The 16,680-nt window shown below is 70.5% G+C and carries 9 protein-coding genes; 6 read left to right on the top strand and 3 right to left on the bottom strand.

Annotation, left to right across the window (positions count from 1 at the left end; genetic code table 11):
* Window positions 1–117 precede the first annotated feature (117 nt).
* Window positions 118–3,624: an indolepyruvate ferredoxin oxidoreductase family protein gene (locus AB7M35_RS02375; RefSeq protein ID WP_453956946.1), complete on the top strand. Its 3,507-nt coding sequence runs from the start codon at window positions 118–120 to the stop codon at window positions 3,622–3,624.
* A 24-nt stretch (window positions 3,625–3,648) separates the two neighbouring features.
* Here AB7M35_RS02375 and AB7M35_RS02370 read toward each other — a convergent pair whose 3' ends face one another.
* Both AB7M35_RS02370 and AB7M35_RS02365 read right to left on the bottom strand, forming a co-directional pair.
* Window positions 3,649–4,659, bottom strand: a complete 1,011-nt coding sequence (locus tag AB7M35_RS02370) for a P1 family peptidase (protein WP_453956944.1) — start codon at window positions 4,657–4,659, stop codon at window positions 3,649–3,651.
* A gap of 105 nt (window positions 4,660–4,764) precedes the next feature.
* Window positions 4,765–5,988: a hypothetical protein gene (locus tag AB7M35_RS02365; protein WP_453956942.1), complete on the bottom strand. Its 1,224-nt coding sequence runs from the start codon at window positions 5,986–5,988 to the stop codon at window positions 4,765–4,767.
* Between the two features lie 210 nt (window positions 5,989–6,198).
* Here AB7M35_RS02365 and glmU point away from each other — a divergent pair, with 210 nt between their 5' ends.
* The 3 genes from glmU (at window position 6,199) to AB7M35_RS02350 (ending at window position 10,484) form a co-directional block, all read left to right on the top strand.
* Window positions 6,199–7,545 carry a bifunctional UDP-N-acetylglucosamine diphosphorylase/glucosamine-1-phosphate N-acetyltransferase GlmU gene (gene glmU / locus AB7M35_RS02360; protein ID WP_453956940.1) on the top strand — a complete coding sequence of 449 codons (1,347 nt, stop codon included), beginning with the start codon at window positions 6,199–6,201 and terminating at the stop codon, window positions 7,543–7,545.
* A 118-nt stretch (window positions 7,546–7,663) separates the two neighbouring features.
* A complete protein-coding gene (gene glmS, locus AB7M35_RS02355; RefSeq protein WP_453956938.1) occupies window positions 7,664–9,493 on the top strand; it encodes a glutamine--fructose-6-phosphate transaminase (isomerizing) in 1,830 nt (609 codons plus the stop codon).
* A 211-nt stretch (window positions 9,494–9,704) separates the two neighbouring features.
* Window positions 9,705–10,484 carry a DUF502 domain-containing protein gene (locus tag AB7M35_RS02350; RefSeq protein WP_453956936.1) on the top strand — a complete coding sequence of 260 codons (780 nt, stop codon included), beginning with the start codon at window positions 9,705–9,707 and terminating at the stop codon, window positions 10,482–10,484.
* Here the strand turns inward: AB7M35_RS02350 and recG are convergent.
* Window positions 10,436–12,532: an ATP-dependent DNA helicase RecG gene (gene recG / locus AB7M35_RS02345; protein WP_453956934.1), complete on the bottom strand. Its 2,097-nt coding sequence runs from the start codon at window positions 12,530–12,532 to the stop codon at window positions 10,436–10,438. The two genes, AB7M35_RS02350 and recG, sit on opposite strands and share 49 nt — an antisense overlap.
* A 244-nt stretch (window positions 12,533–12,776) precedes the next feature.
* On the opposite strand from recG, the gene AB7M35_RS02340 reads away from it, so the two are divergent.
* Window positions 12,777–13,058 (top strand): FAD assembly factor SdhE, encoded by a 282-nt coding sequence (locus tag AB7M35_RS02340; protein ID WP_453956931.1) that lies wholly within the window; start codon window positions 12,777–12,779, stop codon window positions 13,056–13,058.
* A gap of 20 nt (window positions 13,059–13,078) precedes the next feature.
* Window positions 13,079–16,597, top strand: a complete 3,519-nt coding sequence (mfd, locus tag AB7M35_RS02335) for a transcription-repair coupling factor (RefSeq protein WP_453960567.1) — start codon at window positions 13,079–13,081, stop codon at window positions 16,595–16,597.
* The last annotated feature ends 83 nt before the right edge of the window (window positions 16,598–16,680 follow it).

Here is a 16,680-nt window from a genome sequence, read left to right as displayed (position 1 = left end):
CCGCGTGCGGTCTGCCGCGCTTCATCGCCTGCCAGCGGGATCGCCCTCCCGCCCAAGGCGCCGAAGCAACCAAAGGCTGATCGGCGCGTTGTTCCGTCAAAGGCGCCGGGAGGCATCATGACCGCACATCCGACCAGCATTACGCTGCAGGACAAGTACAGGTTGGAGCGTGGAACCGTCTACCTGACGGGGATCCAGGCGCTGCTGCGGATCGGCCTCGACCAGATCCGCGCCGACCGGGCGCACGGTCACAAGACCGGCGGCTTCTACTCCGGATATCGCGGCTCGCCGCTCGGCGGGCTCGACCAGCAGCTCGGCCGCGAGAAGAAGCTTCTCGACGAGCACGACATCGTCTTCAAGCCGGGCGTGAACGAGGAACTCGGCGCCACGGCCGTCTGGGGAACCCAGAAGGTCGGGCTGCACGGGCAGGGCTCCACCCACGAGGGCGTGTTCGGCATCTGGTACGGCAAGGCGCCCGGCGTCGACCGGGCCAGCGACGCGCTGAAGCAGGCGAACGCCAGCGGCACCGCGCCGCTCGGCGGCTGCCTGGCGCTGTGCGGCGACGACCACCTGGCCAAGTCGTCGATCCTGCCCGCCCAGAGCGAGTTCTCGCTCCTGAATTTCGAGATGCCCGGGCTGAACCCCTCCGACCTGCAGGACGTGCTCGACTACGGGCTGCACGGCCTCGCGATGTCGCGATTCTCGGGGCTGTGGACCGGCATCCTGTGCCTGGCCGACACGATGGATTCCTCCGGCCTCGTCAACGTCGACCCGGAGCGGCTGGCGATCGTCATCCCCGACGAGCACGATCCGCGCCGCGAGGCCGACGTGAACCGCGTGCTCCTGCTCAAGAACCGGCTGGAGACGGAACGGGTGCTGCGCGAGCACAAGATCCCGGCCGCCCAGGCCTATGTCCGGGCGAACGGCCTCGACCGGGTGGCCTTCGGCTCGCACCGGCCGCGCTACGGCATCGTCACCACCGGCAAGGCCTACCGCGACCTGCGCCAGGCGTTCGAGCTGATGGGCATCGACGAGCAGGTGGCGCGCCGCATCGGGCTGGCGATCTTCAAGGTCGCGATGCCGTGGCCGCTGGAGCCGACCCGCGTCGCGGCGTTCGCCCGCGGCCTCGACCGGCTGATGGTGGTGGAGCACAAGCGCGCCTTCATGGAGCCGCAGATCAAGGACCTGCTCTACGGCTGGCCCGAGCACCAGCGGCCGCGCATCTGGGGCAAGAAGACGCCGGACGGCGCGCCGTTCCTGTCCGATCTCCTGGAACTGCAGATGCAGGAGATCATCGAATCCATCCTGGCGTTCGTGCCGGAGGTGCAGGAGGACGGCGCCATCCGCGAGGTGGCCGAACGGCTGGTGATGCGCTCCGCCTGGGCCGGCGGCCACGCCGAGAAGGCCCAGCGCAGCGCCTATTTCTGCGCCGGCTGCCCGCATTCCTCGTCGACCATGGTGCCGGAAGGCGCCCGCGCCCAGCCGGGCATCGGCTGCCACGCGATGACGGAGATCAACGGGCGCACCACGGACGGCCAGATCGCCATGGGCGGCGAGGGCGTGCTGTGGGTCGGCCAGGAGCCGTTCTCCAAGGACCGGCACATGTTCGTCAACCTCGGCGACGGCACCTACTTCCACTCCGGCATCCTGGCGATCCGCCAGGCAGTTTCGTCAAATGTTCCAATCACCTACAAGATCCTGTTCAACGACGCGGTCGCGATGACCGGCGGTCAGGAGTTCGACGGACCGCTGTCCCCTGCGCTGATATCCCGCCAGCTCGCGGCCGAGGGGGTCGAGAAGATCGTCGTGCTGTCGGAGCGCCCGCACCTCTACGAGGGCGACAAGGGGCTGGCGCCGAACACGCCGGTGCACGACCGCGGCGAGCTGATGAACGTGCAGAACGAGCTCGCCGCCTATCCGGGCGTCTCGGCGATCATCTTCGACCAGACCTGCGCGGCGGAGAAGCGCCGCCGCCGCAAGAAGGGCGGCTACGAGGACCCGGACAAGCGGCTGTTCATCAACCCGCGCGTCTGCGAGGGCTGCGGCGACTGCTCGGTGCAGTCGAACTGCATCGCGGTGGAGCCGCTCGACACCGAGTTCGGCGAGAAGCGCCGCATCAACCAGTCGAGCTGCAACAAGGACTTCTCCTGCGTGAAGGGCTTCTGCCCGTCCTTCGTCTGGGTGGAGGGGGCCGAGCTGGTCACCGCCGAGGACGCGCACATCGACATCGACGCGATGGTTGCCAAGCTGACGGCGCCGCGCCCCGACGTGCCGACCGCCACCCGCAACCTGCTGATCGCCGGCATCGGCGGCATGGGCGTCACCACCGTCGGTGCCGTGCTCGCCATGGCCGGCCACATCGACGGGCTGAACGTGACCACCCTCGACGTGACCGGGCTTGCCCAGAAGAACGGGCCGGTGACCTCGCACGTGCGCTTCGCGCCGAAGGGGCGGGACATCGAGGGCGCGCGGATCCCGACCGCCAGCGTCGACGTACTGCTCGCGGCCGACATGCTGGTCGCCTGCAGCGCCGACGTGCTGGGGCTCGCCGACTTCGGCCGCACCTCCACGGTCGCCAACACCCATGTGGCGCCGACGGCGGAGTTCGTCATGAAGCAGACGCTCTCCTACGAGGAGGCGCGCCTCAAGAAGACGCTTGCGGAGGGCAGTCGCGCCTTCACCGCCATCGACGCGGCGGATCTGGCGGAACGGCTGATGGGCGATGCGCTGTTCACCAACATCATGCTGGCCGGCGCCGCCTGGCAGCGCGGCGAGATCCCGCTCAGCTACGAGGCAATCGAGACGGCGATCCGGATGAACGGCGCCGCCGTGGAGAAGAACCTCAAGGCGTTCGCCGTGGGACGGGTCGCCGCCGCCGATCCGTCGGCGCTGGCGGCCGCGCTGCCGAAGGAGGAGCACCCGGAGGAAGAGACGCTGGACGAGCGGATCGCGCTTCTCTCCGACGAGCTCGTCGCCTACCAGGGCCGCGGCTACGCCCGCCGCTTCCGCGACCTCGTCGGACGCGTCCAGGCCGCCGACGCGGAGAAGGGCCAGGGGAGCATGCGGCTCACCCGCAGCGTGGCGGAAAACCTCTACAAGGTGATGGCCTACAAGGACGAGTACGAGGTGGCGCGGCTCTATTCCGAGCCGGCCTTCCGGGCCCGCCTGAAGGACACCTTCCACGACCACAAGCGCCTGACGGTGATGCTGGCGCCGCCGATGCTCACCGGCACCGACCCGGCGACCGGGCGCCCGAAGAAGCGCGCCTTCGGGCCGTGGGTGTTCAAGGCGTTCGGCGTGCTGGCCGGGCTGAAGGGCCTGCGCGGCACCGTCCTCGACCCGTTCGGCTACACCAGCGAGCGCCGCGCCGAGCGCGACCTCGTGAAGCGCTATCGGGCCGACGTGGAGATGATCCTCGCGCGGCTCGGCGAGGCGAACTACGGGCTGCTCGTCGAGATCGCCCGGATCCCGGACCTGATCCGCGGCTACGGGCCGGTCAAGCAGGCGAACTTCGCGGTCGCCGACAAGAAACGCGAGACGCTCATCGCCCAGCTCGACAGCGGCGCGCGCGGCGGACCCGAGGCCGGCGTCACCCGGCACCGGATCCTGGAGGCGGCGGAGTAGGCAGGCCGTTCGAGGCCGCGCCCCTCAGCCGCCGAACCGGCTCGCCCAGGTCGGCAGCACGTCGCGGTCGGCCGCCTGGGCCGCATGGACGCCGCGCGCGATGGCGCGGGCCAGCGTCGCCGCCGCGGCCGCCCCGAGCTCGATGGGCTCGAACAGCGCATCGGCGATGGGCCGCTTGCCGGTCGACATCGTGAAGATGGTATCGCCGTCATAGGGCGTGTGGGCCGGCCACAGCGCGCGGGAAAAGCCGTCGTGGGCGGCGATCGCCAGCCGCTTGAGCTGCGCCTTGGAGAGGATCGCGTCGGTCGCCACCACGGCGATGGTGGTGTTGGCGCCAGCCTTCAGGGCGTCGAGCTTGGTGACCAGCCGGCTCGCGTCGGCGGGCAGCGGATGCGGCATGCCGCGACCGCCGAACTCGCCGTCGAGCTCGAACGGAGCCGCCCAGAAGTGCTCCCCGCCGGCGATGGTGGCGGTGCCGACCGCGTTGACCCCGACGATCGCCGCGATGGTGTGGCCGCTCGGCAGGACGGTGGAGGCCGAGCCAAGGCCGCCCTTGAGATCAGCCGTGGTGCAGCCGGTGCCGAGCCCGACGGTGCCGATGCGCACGTCGTCGGACGAGGCGGCGCGCACGGCGGCCAGCCCCAGTTCGCGGAACGGCGGCACGTCCCCCCACGCCTTGTCGCCGCCGTTGGCGAGATCGAAGACGATCGCCGCCGGCGCGATGGGGACGCGGAACCCGGCCACCTCCGCGCCGCGTCCCATGGCGGCGAGCGCCGACAGCGCGCCGTCGGCGCTCGCGAGCCCGAACGCCGAGCCTCCCGACAGCACGATGGCGTCGACCGCCGGGATCATCTGCTCCGGCGCCAGGAGGTCGGTCTCGCGGGTGCCGGGCGCGCCGCCCAGCACCGCCACCGAGGCCGCGGCCGGTTCGTCCGGCACGACCACGGTGACCCCGGTCTTGACGTGGGGATCCTCGGCGTGACCGACGGAGAGGCCGGCGACGTCGAGCAGGTGATTGCGGGGTCCCGGGCGCATGGGCATTGCCTCCGGTCGGATGGGAAAAGGGGGTCCTGAAACGAAAACGCCCGCCGGCCGGGGGACCGGCGGCGGGCGTCGCGAGCGCGTCGGGGCGAGGGCGCCCTACTGCTTGGCGGGGGCGTCGCCGCTCGCCGGAGCGTCGGTGCCGGGCTCGTTCGCCGCCACCTCGACCGACAGAACGTTCGGCAGGGTCTGCGGCGCCATCATCACCGTGCCGACGAGCTGGGCGAACGGCACGGGGGCGGCCGGCGCCGCGGTGATCTCCAGCGACTTCGGATCGTTCAGGAACATCTTCACCGCCGCGGAGACCTTCTCCTCGAACGGCTTGTTCTCCAGCATCGCCAGCATCTGCGACACCTGCATGTTGAGGGTGTCGATGAGCTCCGGCTTGGTGACGTCCTGGTCCTTGGCCGAGAGCGTGAGCGCCCGGTCGGCGAGCGAGGAGTCGTCGTAGCGGATCTTCAGGTTGGCGACGCTGACGCCCTGCATGGTCTGCATGAGCTTGGAGAAGTCGTTGTCGTCCTGCTGCAGCGCCGCCACCACGTCCGGCGTCAGGCCCAGGAACTTGCCCGACATGGCCACGGTGCCCATGTCCTCGGCCGAGATTTCCAGCTGGGTGAGCGTCGCCGTGCCGTCGTCGGAATTCCAGTCGCCCTCGGCGACGAGGTCGACGACGATCTCGGCGTAGCCGAGGTCGGTCAGCCGCTTGCGGGTCTCCTCGTCCTCGATGGTCGAGGTGGCCATGACGGCGTGCTCGAGGGTGATGGTGCCGCCGCGCGGGTCGCCGTCGATGCGCTTGGTGACGGCGAGGTGGGCGCGCTCAACCGGCAGCTCGGAGCCGTTCTCGTCGGTGAAGACGAGGTTGTTGAGCTCGGCGTCCTTGTAGTCGGAGAGGCTGGAGGTGGGCTCGCCGTTGGCGGTGGCGGCCTTCTCCACCGGGATCTCCGGCTCGTTGACGACGATGCTGTCGACGGAGAGCTTCGACTGGCTGTCGACCTCGTCCATCGTCACGTCCTGGATGGACAGCGAATCGGCGGTCAGCACGCCGTCGGCGACCTTGCCGTTGGCGATCGCGGTCTTGCCGAGGAGGGCGGTGCCGCTTCCCGAATCGCCCGTGTAGCCGACCTTGATGTCGGTGATGGTAACGGTGGAGCCGGAGGCGTCCACGGAGCCGTAGCTGACCGTGCCGCCGTCGTTGGGCTCGATCGCGGTGAGGAAGGCGTCGGCCACGTCGTTGCCCGTCGGCTCGATGGCGAACGACGGCTGCGCCAGGGCGACGAGCACGGAAACCAGCGCAGCGGTGCCGGAAACCCGGAGAGCGTTCATGTCAGACCTCTGAAATCTCATGCTTCGGACGTGGCGGGCGCTCGATCGGTGCCTGAGGCCCCAGTTCGGCGCCACTCTGGTGGAGGATGGCGGCCAGAGCAAGACGACCCGGCGGCCCGGAGCGTGACACGCGTCACGGACTTGACGGATGCGGGCGGCGTGGACAGGTTCTCCGCCGACTGCCGAGATAACCGCAATTCGAGGGACTTGATGACCGACCGCTCCTGCCTGGCGATCATCCTGGCGGCCGGCGAGGGGACGCGGATGCGCTCCCAGACGCCGAAAGTCCTCCACGAAATCGCCCACCGGCCGATGATCGGCCATGTGCTGCATGCGGCCGGCGCGGCCGGCGTGGCGCGCCGCGCGGTCGTCGTCGGGCACGGCGCCGACACGGTGCGCGATGCCGTCGGCCGGCTCGACGCGGCGGCGGAGGTGTTCGAACAGACCGAGCGGCTCGGCACCGCCCACGCGGTGCAGTCCGCCGCGCCTGCGGTGTCCGACGACCTACACGATATCGTGATCCTCTACGGCGACGTGCCGCTGGTGACGCCGGAGACGATCGGCCGGCTGCGCGCCGGGCTCGCGGCCGGTTCCGACCTCGTGGTCCTCGGCTTCGAGGCCGCCGACCCGACGGGCTACGGACGCCTGATCCTCGACGGCGACCGCCTCGTCGCCATCCGCGAGCACGCCGAGGCGAGCGAGGCCGAGCGCCGCATCACGCTCTGCAACTCCGGCATGCTGGCGGTGCGCGCCGACCGGCTGCTGCCGCTGCTGGAGCGGATCGGCAACGCCAACGCCAAGGGCGAGTACTACCTGACCGACGCCATCGAGATCGCCAACGCCGAGGGGCTAGCCGTTTCGGTCGAGGTGACCGGCGAGGAGGAACTGATGGGCGTCAACGACCGCGCCCAGCTCGCCGCCGCCGAGGCGGCCTTCCAGCGCCGGGCGCGGGCGCGCGTGCTTGCCTCCGGCGTCACCATGCACGCCCCCGACACGGTGATGTTCGCCGCCGACACCGAGATCGAGCCCGACGCGGTGATCGAGCCCTACGTGGTCTTCCGCCGGGGCGTGTCGGTCGCCGCCGGCGCGGTGGTGCGGGCGTTCAGCTACCTGGAGGGCGCGCGCCTGGAGGGCGGCGCGCTGGTCGGGCCGTTCTCCCGCCTGCGCGACGGAACGCATGTCCACGAAGGCGGCAAGATCGGCAACTTCGTGGAGATGAAGAACACCGAGCTCGGACCGGGCGCCAAGGTGAACCATCTCGCCTATGTGGGCGACACGACGATCGGCGCGCGCGCCAATCTCGGCGCCGGAACGATCACCTGCAACTACGACGGCACCCAGAAATTCCGCACCGAGATCGGCGAGGGGGCATTCGTCGGATCCAACTCGGCGCTGGTGGCGCCGATCCGCATCGGCGAGGGCGCCTATGTGGGCACCGGCAGCGTCGTCACCGACGACGTGCCCGACCGCGCGCTGGTGATCGCCCGGGCGCGCCAGGTGGTGAAGCCGGATCGCTCGCCGCTGCCCGCGCGGAGCGACAAGCCGAAGGCCGGGTGAGCCGGTCGGGCGCGGTCACACTTCGAAACCTGGATTGATTCACGCACGCGGCCACCGACCGGGTAGAACCCGGCGGACAAGAGCTGCATCCGAATCGGGTTGAAAAGGGGTCTCACACGTGTGTGGAATCGTTGGCGTTCTCGGCAGTGAACCTGCGGCCCCGCTGCTTCTGGACGCCCTGAAGCGGCTGGAGTACCGGGGTTACGATTCCGCCGGCATCGCCACCCTCGACGGAGCCGGGCACCTGTCGCGCTGCCGGGCGGCCGGCAAGCTGCGCAACCTCGAGGCGGCGCTGGACGCGCACCCGCTCGCCGGCATCACCGGCATCGGCCACACGCGCTGGGCGACCCATGGGGCGCCGACCGAGAGCAACGCCCACCCGCACATCGCCGGCCGGGTCGCCGTGGTCCACAACGGCATCATCGAGAACTACCGGGCGCTCAAGGACGAGGTCACCGCGAAGGGCGGGACGTTCGAAAGCGAGACCGACATCGAGGTGGTCGCCCACCTGATCAACATCGCCCTGGAAGAGGGCCTGTCGCCGAAGGACGCCCTCGGCTCCACGCTGGCCCGCCTGCAGGGGGCCTACGCGCTGGGCATCCTGATCGACGGCGAGACCGACCTGATGGGCGCGGTGCGCGTCGGGAGCCCGCTCGCCATCGGGCTTGGCGCCGAGGGCACGTTCCTAGGCTCCGACGCGGTCGCGCTCGCGCCGTTCGCCAACAAGATCATCTATCTGGAGGAGGGCGACTGGGCCCTCATCAGCCGCTCGGACATTCAGATCTTCGACGAGGCCGGTAACGCCGTGGACCGGCCGGCCGTGCTGATGCCGGCCAGCATCTCGCTCGCCGAGAAGGGCAACTACCGCCACTTCATGGCCAAGGAGATCCACGAGCAGCCGGCCGTGCTCGGCCACACATTCGGCCACTATCTCGATCTGGCCGGGGAGCGGGTGCACGTGGCCGAGGCCGCCGGGATCGACTTCGCCGGCGCCGAGCGGGTGACGCTGACGGCATGCGGCACGGCGTTCTACGCGGGTCTCGTCGGCCGCTACTGGTTCGAGCAGCTGGCGCGGCTGCCGGTCGACATCGACGTCGCCTCGGAGTTCCGCTACCGGGAGGTCCCGGTGACGGCGAACAATCCCGCCGTGTTCATTTCCCAGTCGGGCGAGACGGCCGACACGCTCGCGTCGCTGCGCTACTGCAAGGCGGCGGGGCAGACGATCGCGAGCATCGTCAACGTCACCACCTCCACGATCGCGCGCGAATCCAACAACGTGATGCCGATCCTGGCGGGGCCGGAAATCGGCGTGGCCTCGACCAAGGCGTTCACCTGCCAGCTCGCGGTGCTCGCCGCGCTGGCGCTGCACGCCGGCCAGGCGCGCGGCCATCTCTCCGAGGAGCAGATCCGCGCCCACGTGCGGGCGCTCGCCGAGGCGCCGGGCTACGTGGCCGAGGCGCTGCGGCTGGAGCCGGTGATCGAGGGCATCGCGCGCGACCTGGCGCACGCCTCCAACGCGCTCTACCTGGCGCGCGGCACCAGCTATCCGCTGGCCCTGGAAGGGGCGCTGAAGCTGAAGGAGATCTCCTACATCCACGCCGAGGGCTACGCGGCGGGCGAGCTGAAGCACGGGCCCATCGCGCTCATCGACGAAGAGATGCCGGTGATCATCGTGGCGCCGTACGACCGAGTGTTCGAGAAGACCGCCTCGAACATCCAGGAGGTGGCGGCACGCGGCGGACGGATCATCCTGGTGACCGACGAGCGCGGCGCCGAGGAGGCCGGCCACAACGCCGCCGAGACGCTCGTCATGCCGACGGTGCCCGACCTCATCGCGCCGATCGTCTATGCCGTGCCGATGCAGCTGCTCGCCTACCACGCGGCGGTGTTCAACGGCACCGACGTGGACCAGCCGCGCAACCTGGCGAAATCGGTCACCGTCGAATAGGCACTCCCGGCCGCCCGCACGATTTCAGGATCGACGGCAAGAAATCCTGCTGGCGTTCGTCTTGCATCTCCTATCTTAGACAGGTGCTGTCCCGGCCGGAGCGGCGATCTTGGCGATCGTTCGGAACAGGATGCGGCCCCGAGCGGTTGCGACCGAGCGGCCGGCTCAGCCCGACAGACCGCGTGCGGCTTTTGTGGAGACGTGACGATCGATGAAAAGAGACCCGCGGGGTCCTGAAACGGACCAGCTCCCGAAGCCACGCAACTCGGTCTGGGCGCGCTTGCGGAACTATTTCCTCACCGGTGTCGTGTTCGCGGCGCCGCTGACGATCACCTTCCTCATCACCTGGTCGTTCGTGCGCTGGGTCGATGCGTGGGTGAAGCCCTTCATCCCGCACCGCTACAACCCGGACACCTATCTGAGCTTCCCGCTGCCGGGCATCGGCCTGATCGTCGCGCTCGTCGGCCTGACGCTGCTCGGGTTCCTGACGGCGAACATCTTCGGGCGGACGCTCTTGTCGTTCGGCGAGCAGATGCTCAACCGGATGCCGCTCGTCCGTAACCTCTACAAGGCGCTGAAGCAGATCTTCGAGACGGTGCTCTCGGAGCGCGGCAGGTCGTTCCAGCAGGCGGGCCTGATCGAGTATCCGCGCCGGGGCATCTGGTCGATCGTGTTCATCTCGACCGACGCCAAGGGCGAGGTGGCGCACCGGCTCTCCGAGGACGACTTCATCTCCGTCTTCCTGCCGACCACGCCGAACCCGACCTCCGGGTTCCTGCTCTATCTGCCGCGGCAGGACGTCAAGATCCTCGACATGAGCATCGAGGATGCGGCGAAGCTCATCATCTCCGCGGGCCTGATCGCCCCGGACTTCGACGGCGGCGTCCAGCCGCTGGAGCTGACGCAGGCCGAAAAGGATGCCGCGGCGGCGGTCGACGCCGATCAGCCGGCGCGCAGCAGCCGCACCGCCTCGTCGCGCTCGAACAGGTAGAGCAGGATCCGGAGCGCCCGGCCGCGCTCGGTGACGAGATCCGGGTCGGTCTCGATGATCATCCGGGCGTCGTCGTGGGCGGCGGCGATCAGGTCGCCGTGCAGCTCGGGGACCGCCAGCCGGAAGCCGGGCAGGCCGCTCTGGCGGGTGCCCAGAAGCTCGCCTTCGCCGCGCAGGCGCAGGTCCTCCTCGGCGATGACGAAGCCGTCCTCGCTGTCGCGCATGACCGAGAGGCGGCCCTTCGCCGTCTCGCCGAGCGGCTCCTTGTAGAGCAGCAGGCAGACGGAGCGGCGGGCGCCGCGGCCCACGCGGCCGCGCAGCTGGTGGAGCTGGGCGAGGCCGAACCGCTCGGCGTGCTCGATGACCATTATGGTCGCGTCCGGCACGTCGACGCCGACTTCGACCACGGTGGTGGAGACCAGCACCTTGAGGTCGCCGTTGCGGAAGCGGCCCATCACCTCGTCGCGCTCGGAGCCCTTGATCTTGCCGTGGACGAGCCCGACGCGGTCGCCGAGGCGGGCCTGCAGCGCGCGGTGGCGCTCGGTCACTGCGGCGAGCTCCACCACGTCGGAATCCTCCACCAGCGGGCAGATCCAGTAGGCCTTCTCGCCGCGCGCCAGCGCCGCCTCCAGCCGGTCGACCACGTCGTCGAGGCGGCCGAGCGGCACGGTGCGGGTGTCGATGGGGGTGCGGCCGGGCGGCTTCTCGGTGAGCCGGGAGACGTCCATGTCGCCGAACACCGTCAGCACCAGGGTGCGCGGGATCGGTGTCGCGGTCATCACCAGCACGTCGCTCGACGGGCCTTTCTCCGACAGCGCCAGCCGCTGGTGGACGCCGAACCGGTGCTGCTCGTCGACGATGACCAGGCCGAGGTCGCGGAACGTCACGTCCTCCTGGAACATGGCGTGGGTGCCGATCACCACGTCGACGGTGCCGGCGTCGAGGCCGGCGCGGATCTGGTTGCGTTCGCCGGCCGGGACGCCGCCGACGAGGAGCCGGCAGCTGATGCCGAAGGTGGCGAACAGCGGCGCGAGCGCTTCGAAATGCTGGCGGGCGAGGAGCGCGGTGGGCGCCATCAGGGCGGCCTGGGAGCCGCTGGTCACCGCCATGGCGATGGCGACGACGGCCACGGCGGTCTTGCCGGAGCCGACGTCGCCCTGCAGCAGGCGCAGCATCCGGTGCGGTGCCTTCATGTCGGCGGCGATTTCCGTCAGCGCTTCGCTCTGGGCATTCGTCAGGTCGAACGGCAGCGCGCCGCGGACGGCGGCGACGCGCTCGGCGTCCCACGTCCGCGACACGCCCTGCTGGCGGCGGATGCGGCGGCGGATGAGCGCCAGGGCGAGCTGACCGGAGAGGAGCTCGTCGTAGGCGAGTCGCAGCCGGGCAGGGGCGGCGGGCGACAGGTCGGCGATGTCGGTCGGGTGGTGCAGGCGGGTCAGCGCCGCGTGGAAGGACGGGTAGCCGCCCCTGGCGAGCCAGTGCCGGTCCTGCCACTCCGGCAGGTCGGGGACCGTCTCCAGCGCGCCGGCGACGGTCTTGGCGAGGACGCGCGCCGTCAGCCCCTCGGTGAGCGGGTAGATCGGCTCGATGGTGGGAAGCTTGTCTTCGTCCTCGAGCGCCACCGCGTGGTCCGGATGGACCATCTGGGGACGGCCGCTGTACCATTCGACCTTGCCGGAGACGAGGCGGATCTCACCCTCCGGCAGGAGCCGGCGCAGCCAGTCGGGCTGGGCGTGGAAGTAGACGAGCGCCAGTTCGCCGGTCTCGTCGTGGGCGTAGACCTTGTAGGGGGCGCCGCGGCGCTTCGGCGCCTCGTGGCGGTCGATGCGGACCGTCAGCGTGGCGATGGCGCCGTGGGGGGCGGTGGCAATCTCCGGCCGCGCCCGGCGGTCGAGCACGTCGACCGGCAGGTGGAACAGGAGGTCGCCGACGCGCGGATCGTCGCCGCCGCGGCCGAGCAGGCGGGCATAATGCCTGACCGACTTCGGCCCGACGCCGCCCAGGTCCGTCAGCGCGCGAAAAAAGGGATTGAGTTCGGCAGGTCGCATCGGGCATTCACGGGGTTTCGCGCGGCGGTCTCGGCCGGCGCGCCACGGGGCGCTCATGATGCGGTCACTCGCATCCGCTTGCGCAAGTACCACGTAAGCGCAGGAAAGACACCGATCCCGCGTCCCGTCGCCGGCCTTTGCGGCGATCCATTCTCGACGGAGCCTGTCCGCGCATGATCATCGACGCAGCCGCGATCCGGCCGCCCTTCCTCGCCCCCGTCACGACCCGCGCGGGAGGCCGGCCATGAGCGGCACCGTACGCTCCTCCGACGGGCTCGACGTCCGCCGCAAGAAGCTCCTGTTCCATGCCTGGCATCGAGGCACCCGGGAGATGGACCTGCTGCTCGGCCGCTTCGCCGACGCCACCATCGGCGAGCTGTCCGACGACGAGGTCGGCGCCTTCGAGGCGCTGATGGAGGTGCCGGACCCCGATCTCTACGCCTGGATCGCCGGCCAGGCCGACGTGCCCGCCAACTGGGACGACGGCCTCCTGCGCAAGATCATCGCCTTCCACACACCTTCATGAACCGAGCCGTGACGACCGCCATGCGCGCCGCATCCGCATCCCTCGCCGCCGTCCGACCGGATCCCGGCACCACCGTGACCGTCGCCGACGTGCCGGACGGGCTGGAAGGCCTCGTGCTGGGCGACATCGCGCGCGCCGGCGGGACCGCGCCGTCGGTGCTGTTCGTGGCGCGCGACGGCCAGCGCCTGCAGGCGGTGCAGGACTCGCTCGCCTTCTTCGCGCCCGACGTCACGGTGCTGGAATTCCCCGCCTGGGACTGCATGCCCTACGACCGGGTGTCGCCGAACCCGTCCGTCCAGGCGCGGCGCATGGCGGCGCTGGCGCGCCTCGTCTCCGCCGATGCCACCGACTGGCCGAAGGTGGTGCTGACCACCGCCAACGCCGTGGTGCAGCGGTTGCCGGCGCGGACCTGGATCGAGAGCGACGTCTGGTCGGCGGCCGCGGGCGGCCAGATCGCCATGGAGAGCGTCGTGCGCTGGCTCGACGCCAACGGCTTCCTGCGCACACCGACGGTCCGCGAGGCCGGCGAGTACGCGGTGCGCGGCGGCATCGTCGACCTCTACGCGCCGGGCTCGGAGTCGCCCGTGCGCCTCGACTTCTTCGGCGACACGCTGGAATCGATCCGGCCGTTCGACCCGGAGACCCAGCGCACCACCGGCCAGCAGCCGCGCCTCGACCTGGTGCCGATGAGCGAGGTGGTCATCGGGCCCGACGTGGTCACCCGTTTCCGCACCGCCTACCGCGAGAGCTTCGGCGCGCCGTCCCGCGACGATCTGCTCTACACCTCGGTGAGCGAGGGCCGCCGCCATCCGGGCATCGAGCACTGGCTGCCGCTGTTCCACGACCATCTCGACACGCTGTTCGCCTACACGCCCGACGCGGTCACCGTGCTCGACCACCTGGCCGACGAGTCCATCCGCAACCGGCTGAGCGAGGTCGCCGACCACTACGAGGCGCGGCGCGCCGGCATCGGCGCCGGGCAGGGGGGCGTGCCCTACCATCCGATCGAGCCGCGCACGCTCTATCTGGGCGAGGACGAGCTGAAGGCCGACATGGCGGCGCCCGGGCAGGTGCGCTTCACGCCGTTCATGGTGCCGGCGACCCAGGAGACCGGCCCCGTCACCGACGCCGCCGGCCGCGTCGGCCGGACGTTCGCGGCGGAGCGAGCGGCGGAGAACGTCAACGTCTTCGACGCGCTGGTGAAGCACGTCGGCAGCCTGCGCAAGGCGAAGAAGCGCGTCGTCATCGCCGCCTGGAGCCTCGGCTCGCGCGACCGGCTGCTGCAGGTCCTGGTCGACCACGGGCTCGGCAAGGTGACGCCGGTCGCCGACTGGAACGAGGCGCTCGGCCTGCCCGACGGCACCGTCGCGCTGGCGGCGCTTGGGATCGAGACCGGCTTCGAGACTGACAGCCTCGCCGTCATCGCCGAGCAGGACGTGCTGGGCGACCGGCTGATCCGCGGCAAGCGCCGCAAGCGCTCCAACGCCGACGTGCTGACCGAGGCGTCGAGCCTGGCCGAGGGCGATCTGGTCGTCCACGCCGACCACGGCATCGGCCGCTTCATCGGCCTGAAGACGATCCAGGCCGCCGGCGCGCCCCACGACTGTCTGGAACTCGCCTACCACAATGGCGACAAGCTGTTCCTGCCGGTGGAGAACATCGAGCTCCTGTCGCGCTACGGCTCCGACGAGGCCGAGGCGCAGCTCGACCGGCTCGGCGGCGGCGCCTGGCAGGCCCGCAAGGCCCGCATGAAGCAGCGGATCCGCGACATGGCGGGCCAGCTGATCAAGATCGCCGCGGCGCGCGCCATGCGCCACGCCGCCGTCATCGAGCCGCCGTCGGGGGCTTACGACGAGTTCGCCTCGCGTTTCCCCTACGAGGAGACCGAAGACCAGCTCGGCGCCATCGACGCCATCTTCGAGGACCTGGCCACCGGCCGGCCGATGGACCGGCTGGTCTGCGGCGACGTCGGCTTCGGCAAGACCGAGGTGGCGCTGCGCGCGGCCTTCGTCGCCGCCATGACCGGCCGTCAGGTGGCGGTGGTGGTGCCGACGACGCTGCTGTCGCGCCAGCACTACAAGACCTTCACCGAGCGCTTCCACGGGCTGCCGGTGCGCATCGCCCAGGCCTCCCGGCTGGTGACCGCCAAGGAGATGGCCCAGGTGAAGGCGGGGCTTGCCGACGGCTCCATCGACATCGTGGTGGGCACCCATGCGGTGCTGGGCAAGGGGATCGAGTTCCGCGACCTGGCGCTGCTGATCGTCGACGAGGAGCAGCACTTCGGCGTGAAGCACAAGGAACGGCTGAAGGAGATCAAGGCCGAGGTCCACGTGCTGACGCTGTCGGCGACGCCGATCCCGCGCACCCTGCAGCTGGCGTTGACCGGCGTGCGCGAGCTGTCGCTCATCGCCACGCCGCCCGTCGACCGGCTGGCGGTGCGCACCTTCGTCTCGCCGTTCGACCCGCTGGTGATCCGCGAGACGCTGCTGCGCGAGCTCTACCGCGGCGGCCAGGCCTTCTACGTCTGCCCGCGCGTCTCCGACCTCGCCGAGCGCAAGGCCTTCCTGGACGAGACGGTGCCGGAGGTGAAGGTCGCCGTCGCCCACGGCCAGATCCCGGCGGGCGAGCTGGAAGACATCATGACGGCCTTCTACGAGGGCAAGTACGACGTGCTGCTCTCCACCACGATCGTCGAATCCGGCCTCGACATCCCGTCCGCCAACACGCTGATCGTGCATCGGGCCGACATGTTCGGCCTGTCGCAGCTCTACCAGCTGCGCGGCCGCGTCGGCCGCTCCAAGCAGCGCGCCTACGCGCTGTTCACGGTGCCGGCCAACAAGACGCTGACGCCCTCGGCCGAGCGCCGGCTGAAGGTGCTGCAGTCGCTGGACACGCTGGGCGCGGGCTTCCAGCTCGCCAGCCACGACCTGGACATCCGGGGCGCCGGCAACCTGCTCGGCGAGGAGCAGTCCGGCCACATCAAGGAAGTCGGCTACGAGCTCTACCAGCAGATGCTGGAGGAGGCGGTGGCCAGCCTGAAGAGCGGCGAGGACGAGACCGACGACCAGCAGTGGTCGCCGCAGATCGCCGTCGGCACGCCGGTGATGATCCCGGAAAGCTACGTGCCGGACCTGTCGCTGCGGCTGTCGCTCTACCGGCGCCTCGCCGACCTGACCGAGGCCGAGGACATCGACGCCTTCGCGGCGGAACTCGTGGACCGCTTCGGGCCGATCGGCGACGAGGTCGAGGCGCTGTTGAAGATCGTCTACATCAAGGGCCTCTGCCGGAAGGCGAACATCGACAAGGTCGACGCCGGGCCGAAGGGGCTGGTGATCGGCTTCCGGGGCAACGTGTTCCCGAACCCGGCCGGGCTGGTCGCCTACATCGGCGAGCAGAGCATCCTCGCCAAGATGCGGCCCGACCACCGGCTGGTGCTCCAGCGCAACTGGCCGACCCCGGAGGACCGCCTGAAGGGCACCGCCACGGTGCTGGCCAAGCTCGTCCGCATCGCCGAGGCGGGCCAGAAGGCCGCCGCCTGAGGGGAAGCGGGCGCGCTTCTGCGGACGAAATCGTCCGGCCGGCACACGCATTCCTGCCGGGATCGTGTCTTTCCTGCGCTGGA

This window comes from Amorphus suaedae, from assembly GCF_053629675.1.
The sequence above is the reverse complement of the archived record's forward strand: the minus strand, read 5'-3'. Positions and strand labels throughout refer to the sequence as shown.

What these genes read in the sequence shown, in the direction of transcription:
- AB7M35_RS02375 (WP_453956946.1), top strand. Translation starts at nt 118, where the DNA reads ATGACCGCACATCCGACCAGCATTACGCTGCAGGACAAGTACAGGTTG.
- AB7M35_RS02370 (WP_453956944.1), bottom strand. Translation starts at nt 4,659, where the DNA reads ATGCGCCCGGGACCCCGCAATCACCTGCTCGACGTCGCCGGCCTCTCC.
- AB7M35_RS02365 (WP_453956942.1), bottom strand. Translation starts at nt 5,988, where the DNA reads ATGAACGCTCTCCGGGTTTCCGGCACCGCTGCGCTGGTTTCCGTGCTC.
- glmU (WP_453956940.1), top strand. Translation starts at nt 6,199, where the DNA reads ATGACCGACCGCTCCTGCCTGGCGATCATCCTGGCGGCCGGCGAGGGG.
- AB7M35_RS02350 (WP_453956936.1), top strand. Translation starts at nt 9,705, where the DNA reads ATGAAAAGAGACCCGCGGGGTCCTGAAACGGACCAGCTCCCGAAGCCA.
- recG (WP_453956934.1), bottom strand. Translation starts at nt 12,532, where the DNA reads ATGCGACCTGCCGAACTCAATCCCTTTTTTCGCGCGCTGACGGACCTG.
- AB7M35_RS02340 (WP_453956931.1), top strand. Translation starts at nt 12,777, where the DNA reads ATGAGCGGCACCGTACGCTCCTCCGACGGGCTCGACGTCCGCCGCAAG.
- mfd (WP_453960567.1), top strand. Translation starts at nt 13,079, where the DNA reads ATGCGCGCCGCATCCGCATCCCTCGCCGCCGTCCGACCGGATCCCGGC.